This is a genomic window from Streptomyces sp. NPDC059142, assembly GCF_042755665.1.
In the GTDB taxonomy this organism is placed as follows: Bacteria; Actinomycetota; Actinomycetes; order Streptomycetales; family Streptomycetaceae; genus Streptomyces.
This window is the reverse complement of record NZ_JBHZDA010000102.1, coordinates 1-8689: the sequence shown is the minus strand read 5'-3', so window position 1 is coordinate 8689 and position 8689 is coordinate 1. Positions and strand designations below refer to the sequence as shown.

At 74.3% G+C, this 8689-nt stretch carries 9 protein-coding genes; 4 read left to right on the top strand and 5 right to left on the bottom strand.

The genetic code is table 11. The features are described from left to right. Positions 1–73: 73 nt before the first annotated feature. On the bottom strand, positions 74–250 hold the full coding sequence (locus ACFXPK_RS27645) for a hypothetical protein (RefSeq protein ID WP_384997443.1): 177 nt from the start codon (positions 248–250) through the stop codon (positions 74–76). Between the two features lie 247 nt (positions 251–497). Between ACFXPK_RS27645 and ACFXPK_RS27640 the strand changes: the two genes are divergently transcribed. The 4 genes from ACFXPK_RS27640 to ACFXPK_RS27625 all read left to right on the top strand — a co-directional run bounded on the left by ACFXPK_RS27640 (position 498) and on the right by ACFXPK_RS27625 (position 4709). Continuing rightward, a complete protein-coding gene (locus ACFXPK_RS27640; protein WP_384997441.1) occupies positions 498–1760 on the top strand; it encodes an NYN domain-containing protein in 1263 nt (420 codons plus the stop codon). Positions 1761–1983: 223 nt separating this feature from the next. After that, on the top strand, positions 1984–2955 hold the full coding sequence (locus ACFXPK_RS27635; protein WP_385079689.1) for an ABC transporter ATP-binding protein: 972 nt from the start codon (positions 1984–1986) through the stop codon (positions 2953–2955). Positions 2956–3109: 154 nt separating this feature from the next. Continuing rightward, on the top strand, positions 3110–3946 hold the full coding sequence (locus tag ACFXPK_RS27630) for an ABC transporter permease (protein ID WP_384997439.1): 837 nt from the start codon (positions 3110–3112) through the stop codon (positions 3944–3946). A gap of 82 nt (positions 3947–4028) precedes the next feature. Then, positions 4029–4709, top strand: coding sequence for a DUF2567 domain-containing protein (locus tag ACFXPK_RS27625; protein ID WP_384997437.1), 681 nt, complete (start codon positions 4029–4031; stop codon positions 4707–4709). A 25-nt stretch (positions 4710–4734) separates the two neighbouring features. Here ACFXPK_RS27625 and ACFXPK_RS27620 read toward each other — a convergent pair whose 3' ends face one another. The 4 genes from ACFXPK_RS27620 to ACFXPK_RS27605 all read right to left on the bottom strand — a co-directional run bounded on the left by ACFXPK_RS27620 (position 4735) and on the right by ACFXPK_RS27605 (position 8351). After that, positions 4735–5850 (bottom strand): FAD-dependent oxidoreductase, encoded by a 1116-nt coding sequence (locus ACFXPK_RS27620; RefSeq protein WP_385079671.1) that lies wholly within the window; start codon positions 5848–5850, stop codon positions 4735–4737. 191 nt (positions 5851–6041) lie between these two features. After that, on the bottom strand, positions 6042–6542 hold the full coding sequence (gene ybaK, locus ACFXPK_RS27615) for a Cys-tRNA(Pro) deacylase (RefSeq protein WP_385079668.1): 501 nt from the start codon (positions 6540–6542) through the stop codon (positions 6042–6044). Between the two features lie 34 nt (positions 6543–6576). Further along, entirely contained in the window at positions 6577–7317 is a 741-nt protein-coding gene (locus ACFXPK_RS27610; RefSeq protein WP_384997431.1) for an LON peptidase substrate-binding domain-containing protein, read from the bottom strand. Positions 7318–7322: 5 nt separating this feature from the next. Beyond that, positions 7323–8351: a hypothetical protein gene (locus ACFXPK_RS27605; protein ID WP_384997429.1), complete on the bottom strand. Its 1029-nt coding sequence runs from the start codon at positions 8349–8351 to the stop codon at positions 7323–7325. Positions 8352–8689: the final 338 nt, after the last annotated feature.

The window sequence follows — 8689 nt, the reverse complement described above, 5'->3', positions numbered from 1 at the left end:
CCCCTCCCAGCACCCGGGGGCCCCCCGTGGTCCCGGGCCCCCCCCCTCGCGCGTGCTGACGCTCGTACGGGTGTCAGTTGTGGCCGAAGCGCTTCTGCCGCTTGTGGGCGACGTCCGACGGCGTGATCCTCTGCTCCACCTGGTCGGAACGGTCCTCCATCGACGAGGACCTCGAATCCTGGGTGCCGCGCTCCGACTCGGAGCGGGCGTGCTGTTTGTTGCCGCGATCCCGGTTCTTGTTCTTCGACATGGCGCTGCCTCCTGCGGGTTCTGTGCGGACCAGGGGCCTCGTTCAGACTCACATAGGCGATAAAATGCCGCATTTTGGATCATTGCCGTGTGTAGTGGGTGCCCTGGCCCCCGCCCGGCCTGTGATCCCCCGGCGATCCGCCACGCCGATGATCGAGTTCCGGACGTTAAGCCTCTTGCCGTCGGGCAGACTCGAAGCAAACCCGCAGTAACTCCCGATCTCCCGATCCCGAGGTTCCCGAAAGAGGGTGGAACGCGTGGACCGCTGCGTCGTCCTGGTGGACGCCGGCTACCTGCTGGGCGCCGCCGCGAGCCTGCTGGCCGGAGAGCCGGCCCGATCCCGCATCACCGTGGACCACGCGGCCCTCATCCAGGGCCTCAGGGAGCGCGCCCAGGCCGATACGGAACAGCCGCTGCTTCGGATCTACTGGTTCGACGGCGCCCCCGACCGGGTCCCGCAGCCCGAGCACCGGCGGCTGCGGGTGATGCCCCGCGTCACCGTACGCCTCGGCGCCCTCACGAGAAGCGACGGCCGCTGGGCGCAGAAAGGCGTCGACGCGGCGATGCATGCAGAGCTCACCGAACTGGCCAGAAATCGCGCCTGCTCCGATGTGGTGCTGGTCACCGGAGACGGCGATCTGCTCCCCGGCCTGATGTCGGCCAAGGAGCACGGCGTCGCCGTCCACCTCTGGGCGGTCCAGGCCGCCGACGGCGACTACAACCAGTCCGAGGACCTGGTCGCCGAGGCCGACGAGCGGCGCGTACTGGACCGCGCCTGGATCACCAAGGCCGTCCGCGCCAAGGATCTCGGCGGCGTCTGTGCGCCCTCCCCGGCCCCGCGCCCGGAGATCGCGGCGATCCTCTCCGCGCCGCTGCCCGAATCGGCGCTGGCGGCCTCGGCGGAACGCGCCGCCCAGGCCCAGTCCCGCCCCCCGGCGCCCCCCGGCCGCAACGGCTCCACTCCACCCCCCGCCGACAACGCCGCCGAACCCCAGACCGCGCCCCCGGGCGCCAGGACCGTCCCCACCCCCAAGGACCTCGCCGGTCTGCGCGCCCCCACCGCCGACCGGCAGCCCGCACCCTCCCAGCACCCCGGGGGCGCGACACTCCGCTGGTCGTCCGACAAGGGCTGGGTGGAACGTCCGGGCAGCGGCCCCTCCGGCGAACCGCCCGAGACGGCGTCCCTGCCCACACTGGCCCAGCTCACCAGCGCGGAACAGCGCTGGGCGGACCGCGAGGAGGACATCACCACGGTCGGCGGCGACCCCTTCGAGGTGGGTCAGGTCTTCGCCCGGCGCTGGATGGAACGGCTCCCGGAATCCGGCCACGTACAGAAACTCTCCGTCATGTACCCCCGCGTCCCGCACCGCATCGACGGCGAACTGCTCCGGTACGCGGCCCGCTTCGGGCTGCTGGCTCACAAGGACGACCAGATCGACGAGCACGACCGCTACGCGATCCGGGCGGGCTTCTGGCGGGAGATCGACGTACGCGCCGCCGAATCGGCGTGACTGCCGGGGCGCGGTTCGCCTCCGGGGCGCCCTCGCCAGGCCGGCGAGTGAGCCGAAGGGGCGCGTCGGCGCCGTAGGGGAGAGCGCGCGCAGGTTCGCGAGGAACGGGCGGACCGGGCACGGTCGACCGTCGGCGCCGACCTGAAGCGCCCCGGAGGCGAACCGAGCCCCCCAGAAAGAGGCCGCGCAGGCGCGCAACGTATGGTCGTTTCTCGTGAGTACGGTGTGTGTGGTGCGCGACTTGGTCAAGACGTACCCCGCCGCGCGCGGCAGGCGTGGGGCCCCTGGGACGCCCGAGGTGCGGGCCACCGACGGGATCTCGCTCGATGTGCGGCGTGGTGAGATCTTCGGCCTGCTCGGGCCGAACGGCGCCGGAAAGTCCACGCTGGTACGGCAGATCACCGGATTGATGCGGCCCGATTCCGGGGCCGTGGAGGTTCTCGGGCACGATCTGGTGCGTCATCCGGAGCGTGCTTCACGGCTCATCGGCTATCTGGGGCAGGAGTCGAGCGCCCTCGACGAACTGACGGTGGCGCTCGCCGCCGAGACGACGGGGCGGCTGCGCGGGCTCACGCTCCGGGACGCGCGGGCCGAGCGGGACCGGGTGCTCGCCGAGCTGGGGCTCACGGAGATCGCCGGGCGCCCGCTGAAGAAGCTGTCCGGCGGGCAGCGGCGACTGGCGTGTTTCGCCGCCGCGCTGGTGGGGGAGCGGCCCGTACTCGTCCTGGACGAGCCGACCACCGGAATGGACCCTGTCGCGCGGCGCGCGGTGTGGGCGGCGGTGGACCGGCGGCGGGCGGAGCACGGGGTGACGGTGCTGCTCGTCACCCACAACGTCATCGAGGCCGAGACGGTGCTCGACCGGGTCGCCGTGCTGGAGCGCGGGAAGGTCATCGCCTGTGACACGCCCTCGGGGCTGAAGGAGCAGGTCGCCGGGGACGTCCGCGTGGAGCTGGTGTGGCGGGAGCGGGCGCCGCTCGACGTTCCCGAGGTCGCCGCGTTGCGCGGGTCCGCGCAGGAGTCCGGGCGCCGCTGGGTGCTGCGGCTCGCGCCGGACGAGGCGCGGGCGGCCGTCGCCGCGGTGACCGGGGGCGCGGCCTTCGCGGCGCTGGACGACTTCACGCTGGCGACACCGAGCCTGGAGGATGTCTATCTGGCGCTCGGGGGCCGGGCGCAGGGCCTGGTGAAGGCATGAGCGCCCGGGGCTTTTCCGGGACGTGTCCCGTGACCGCGCGGCCCGTGGCAGGGTGGGGCCCTGCGGTGGCGCGGGGCGCCGACCGCAGCCGGCAGCCGTACGTCCGCGAGCAGGCCCCGGCGGACCCGAACGTACCGAACAGGAGCAGCGCCAGGTGAGCATCGTGCCCGCGGAGGCCGTGTCCGCGAGGATCCGGACGGCGAAGGACACCCCCACCGAGGCGGCCGGGGGCGCGCCCGCGCCGCTCGCGCCCCGGGCGCGGCTGCTGCCCTCGCTCGCCGCGGTCTACCGTGCCCAGCTCTCCCGGGCTCGGGTGGCCCGGATCCCGCTGCTCTTCGTGGCGACGTTCCAGTCCGTCGGGATCATGATCCTGATGCGGGGCGTCGTGGAGGGCGGTGCGGAGGCGCGGGCGGTCGTCGCCGGTTCGAGTGTGCTCGTCGTGGCGTTCGTGGCGCTGAATCTGCTGGCCCAGTACTTCGGCCAGTTGCGGGCGAGCGGCGGCCTGGACCACTACGCCACCCTGCCGGTGCCGCCGGCCGCCGTGGTGCTGGGCGCGGCCGGGGCGTACGCCTCGTTCACGGTGCCGGGCACGGCGGTGACGGCCGTCGCGGGGAGTGTGCTCTTCCAGCTTCCGCTCACCCATCTGTGGGTGCTCGCCGCGGTCATCCCGCTCTCCGGCGCGGCCCTCGCGGGGCTCGGCGCGGCGCTCGGGCTGCTCGCGCCGCGTCAGGAACTGGCCACCCTGCTGGGCCAGCTCGGGATGTCGGCGGCGCTGCTGCTCGGGGTGTTGCCGGCGGACCGGCTGCCGGGGCCGATCGGGTACGCCCGGGATCTTCTGCCGTCCACGTACGGGGTGGAGGCGCTGGCCCGTACGTTCGACGCGCATCCCGACTGGGCCGCCGTCGCGTTCGACCTGGGGGTCTGTGCCGCCGTCGGCGTCGTCTCGCTGGCCGTGGCGACATGGGCGTACCGGCGGGCCGCGGTCCGCTGAGCCCGGCCGTACGGTGTCCGGTCCCCGGCCCCCGCGACGGTCCGGTGCGGCGCCCACCGCCGGGGCCTGGCACGATGGCACCGTGACCGCACCTCTGACGCCTCCCCACCAGCCGCAGCACGACGATCCCTGGCAGACACCGCCGGCCGGGGTGTCGCCCGATTCCGCGGCCGACGCGGAGAAGGGGCCCGACATGAAGACCGAGGTGCGGCAGGCGGCGGTGGTGCTGGTGGTCACCACGGTGGCGGGGCTGCTGCTGGGGCTGCTGTGGATGTGGCTGGCGCCGCGCGTTCCGCTGGTCTCCGACGCGACGGCCGTCTTCCTGAAGGACACGGAGGGCGAGGAGGCCATCGCCGCCGACGGGACGTTCCTTCTGCTGGCGCTCGCCTTCGGCGTGGTCAGCGGGGGCCTGGTCTTCCTCTTCCACCGGCGCGGCGGGATCGCGCTGGTCCTCGGTCTGGCGCTGGGCGGACTGCTGGGCGCGGTGCTGGCGTGGAGGTTCGGCGCGATGCTCGGCCCGACGTCGGACGTCGTGGCGCACGCCAAGCAGGTCGGCAAGGGCGTCACCTTCGACGCGCCGCTCGAACTCCACGCGAAGGGCGCGCTGCTGGCGTGGCCGGTCGCGGCGATGGTGGTGCATCTCGCGCTGACGGCCCTGTTCGGCCCGCGCGATCCGGAACCGGAGTGGGAGTGGAACACGCCGTACGGGGGCGAGCCCCGGCCGGGTGACGAGAACGCCGGGTGGGGCGCCCCGGAGAAGTGACCCGCGGGGCTCCTCGCGCCGGGGCTCAGTCGTTCCGGGAGAAGAAGCTGACGACGTCCTCCGGCGAGGGGTTGTCCAGGATTGCGGATTCCTCCTCGGCGGCCTTGGCGCTGCGCGGGAACATCGTCGCCTCGTACGCGGCGAGGGCGGCCTCGACGTCACCGGGGTGCGCGGCGAGTGCCTCGCCGAGTTCCGCGCCGTCGAGCATGGCCAGGTTGGCGCCTTCGCCGTTCGGGGGGATGAGGTGGGCGGCGTCGCCGACCAGGGTCACCCCGGGCACGCGGTCCCACCGGTGCCCGACCGGCAGGGTGTGGTGGGGGCGCAGGACGGGCGCGGTGTCGCTGTCGGTGATCAGCGCGGTGAGCTCCGGCGCCCAGCCGTCGAACTCCGCCGCGACCCGCGCGGTGGCCGCGGCCGGATCGGTGAAGTCGACGCCGTCGAACCAGTCCAGCGGCTTGGTCAGCATCACGTAGGTGTGGAGGGTCTCGCCCTTCTCGCGGTGGGCCCCGATCTGGCGGTCACCCGGCGCGAGCGCGAACATCGACCCGCCGCCGACCGCCTTCGCGGCGGCGGGGTGGCGCGTCTCGGCGTCGAAGAGATAGGTCTCGACGAACGACATGCCGGCGTACGCGGGGGTGGCGTCGGAGAGCAGCGGCCGGACTCGGGACCAGGCGCCGTCCGCGCCGATCAGCAGGTCCGTGACGGTGGTGGTGCCGTCGGCGAAGGTCACCTCGTGGCTGCCGTCGCCCAGGCTCCGTACCCCGTCGGCCTTGTGCCCCCACCGGACGGTGCCGGCCGGGAGCGCGTCGAGCAGCATCCGGCGCAGTTCACCGCGCTGCACCTCGGGGCGTCCGCCCGTGCCGTCGTCGTCCTGGTCGAGCAGGACGTTCCCCTCCCGGTCGAGGATCCGTACCGCCTGCCGGCCCTCCAGGACGAGCCCGCCGAACTCCTCCGTCAGTCCGGCCGCCCGCACGGCCAGTTGGCCGTTGTAGTCGTGGATGTCGAGCATGCCGCCCTGTGTGCGGGCCAGGGGGGAGGCTTCCGCCTCGTAGACCGTGACGGGGATGGAGTGGACGTGCAGGACGCGGGCGAGCGTGAGGCCGCCGAGTCCGGCGCCGATGATCGTGGCTTCGATGGTCATATCGGTTCCCTGACTGTCTCGCGCCTGCCGGACCGGGCAGTCGGCAGGATCTCCGGCAAGGTTCCCGGCGCGGGCCGACAGACCGCCCACAGCGCACCGACAGCCCCGACGGACGCCCGACACGGCCGGGGGCGCGGCCGGCGCGGCGTACGGGTGGGCTCAGGCGCGACCGGCGCGGCGTACGGGTGGGCTCAGGCGCGGCCGATGGGCGCCACGACCGCCCCGGTGAGCGCGGCCAGATCGCCCGGGGCCAGCTCGACCTCCAGGCCGCGGCGGCCCGCCGAGACGCACACGGTCGGATGGGCCTCGGCCGAGGCGTCCAGGACGGTACGGAGCCGCTTGCGCTGGCCCAGCGGCGAGATCCCGCCCCGTACGTACCCGGTGGTCCGCTCGGCCGCCGCCGGGTCGGCCATGGCGGCGCGCTTGCCGCCGACCGCGACCGCGAGGGCCTTGAGGTCCAGCGAGCCGGCGACGGGGACGACGGCGACGGTGAGTTCGCCGTCCACCTCGGCGACGAGCGTCTTGAAGACCCGGTCGGGGGAGACGCCCAGCGCCTGCGCGGCTTCCTCGCCGTAGGACGGGGAGGCGGGGTCGTGCTCGTACGCGTGCAGGGTGTGCGCCGTGCCCGACGCGGTCAGCGCGACCGTCGCCGGGGTCCCGCCGGACTGCTGCTTCCTGGACTTCTTCGCCACGGTACGGGTCTCCCTGGGCGGCGCGGCCGGGTGGTCAGTTGAGGGGGGTCGGCGCCTGCGTCAGCGTCACGGCGGGCAGCGAGGGGAGATGGCGGATCACCGCGGTCTCCGCGCGCAGCAGCTTCAGCTCCTCGCGCAGCCGGGCGGCGATGTCCTCGGCCTCCAGCAGCCGCTGTTTCGTCGGGACGTCCAGTACGGCGGCGGCGGCCACCAGGTACGACACCACCGAGGGCTCGTCCGGCAGGTCCTCGATCCGCGACAGCGAGCGCTCGCGCGCCCCGGCCAGCCGCTTCTGGTAGTTCTGGAAGGCGCGCAGGACGCCCGCGGCGAGGGTGGCCGCGCCGTCGCCGGGCTCCTCGGGCAGCTCCTCCAGCTCCGCCGTCAGATAGGGGCCGTTCGCCTCGACGGAGAGCAGCCGGACGCGGGTGGTGCCCGTGGCGACCACCTCGAAGGTGCCGTCGGGGCGTTCCCTGATCGTCGCCGCGTCCGCGACACAGCCGACCGGGTGGAACGCGTCGAGCGGATCGGGGCCGAAGCCGTCGGCGGGCCGGCGCTCGGGCGCCGACGCGCCCTCCGGCATGCCCGGGGCGGTCACCGCCACTTCGTGCCCGTCGCGGATGGCGACCACGGCGAAGAGGCGCGGTTCGGACTCGTCCGTCTTCAGCAGCTCACGCATGATCGCGCGATAACGCTCCTCGAAGACGTTCAGGGGCAGGACGAGGCCCGGGAACAGCACCGCGTTCAGCGGGAAGAGAGGGAGGCGTGCGGTGGTCACAACGGTCAAGCGTAATGGCCGCCGGGCCCTCCCCGGTCGGTCCTGTTGCGCAAAGGCATCGTCGAGGCCACCTGGATCCGTACGGCGTCCCGTGTTTCGAGGAACCGGCCGAGCGGATCGTCGGTGAAACTCGTCCACGGGAAGGACGTGGCGTACGGCCCGATCAGCCGGAACTGTTCCAGCGCCGCGGCCCACCGCCCCCGCTCCACCAGCACGTACGCGAGCAGGTTGCGCACCTCGGCCGGCCAGGGGTCGCCCGCCTCGTACCGGTCGGAGACGGTGATCGCGAGATCGGCGGCGTCGTCGATACGGTCCCCGTGCACGGCGCCGGGCGTGCCGCTCAGCAGCCGGCTGAAGGCCGCGCGCACCGGAAGTGCCCGTACGAGCGAACCGGGCAGGGCGTCGCGCGCGGCGTCCTCGGCGAAGTCGAAGCACTCCTGGTGCGAGCCGTACCAGTGGGCCGAGAGGTACTGGAGGGCCGCGACATGGCAGCCGTAGTGGTGCGAGGAGCGGCGTACGGCCTGCGCCCACAGCGCCTCGAACGCGGTGTGCGGGGCGTGTGTGCCGCGCGCGTGGTCCAGCGCCACGCGCCAGGGGACCGGGTCGCGCGGGTCGCCGTCGGCGGCGGCGTCGATCAGCGGCCCCGTCTCACGCAGGAGTTCGGCGCGGGCGGGGGACTGCCAGGCCCGGCGGACGGCCAGTTCGGCCCGGACGAGCAGGGCGTCGGGGTCGTGCGGGGCGGCGTGCAGCCAGGCGGCGAGCCAGCCGTCCCGGCCGTGCGCGAACGCGGCCAGCCGCATGACGTAGCGGTCGCGGTCCTCCCACGCGGCGGCCTCGCGCGTCGCCGCGAGGACCTTCGCGGCCTGTTCGTACTCGCCGAGCGCGGCGGAGACCAGGGCGGGCGCGAGCCGGTCGTCAGGGGCGTCGAGCAGCACCTCGTCGTCCGGCGGCAGCGCGGCGGCGAGCAGCGGGGTGTACCGGACCATACGCGCGGTGCTGATCAGGGCGCGAAGCAATGACATGGTGCGGACCATTGAAAACCGCAGGTGGCGGGGGCGCCAGAGGGTTGCTGTGAAGCTTTGGTGGCGGGGGAAAGGTTGTCCTGGCGGAGGTCAAGGGAGAGTAAAGAAACGGCGGTGACCTCGTCCGGTGGTGCGCAACCGGTGCGACAGCCGGGGCGCAAGCGCCCCCTCGGGGCCCGGAGGCCCCAGGAGGCCCGAGAGGCCCAGGACGCCCGGGGCGCCCGGGGCGCCCAGGACGCCCAGGGCGCCCAGGGCGCGCCGGGGGGGGCCCCCGCCCGGCCCGGCGGGGCCCCCCCGCGGGCCCCCCCCCCCCCCCCCCCCGGCGCCCCCCCCGCCCCCGCGCGCGCCCG

What these genes read in the sequence shown, in the direction of transcription:
- ACFXPK_RS27645 (WP_384997443.1), bottom strand. Translation starts at nt 250, where the DNA reads ATGTCGAAGAACAAGAACCGGGATCGCGGCAACAAACAGCACGCCCGC.
- ACFXPK_RS27620 (WP_385079671.1), bottom strand. Translation starts at nt 5,850, where the DNA reads ATGACCATCGAAGCCACGATCATCGGCGCCGGACTCGGCGGCCTCACG.
- ACFXPK_RS27605 (WP_384997429.1), bottom strand. Translation starts at nt 8,351, where the DNA reads ATGGTCCGCACCATGTCATTGCTTCGCGCCCTGATCAGCACCGCGCGT.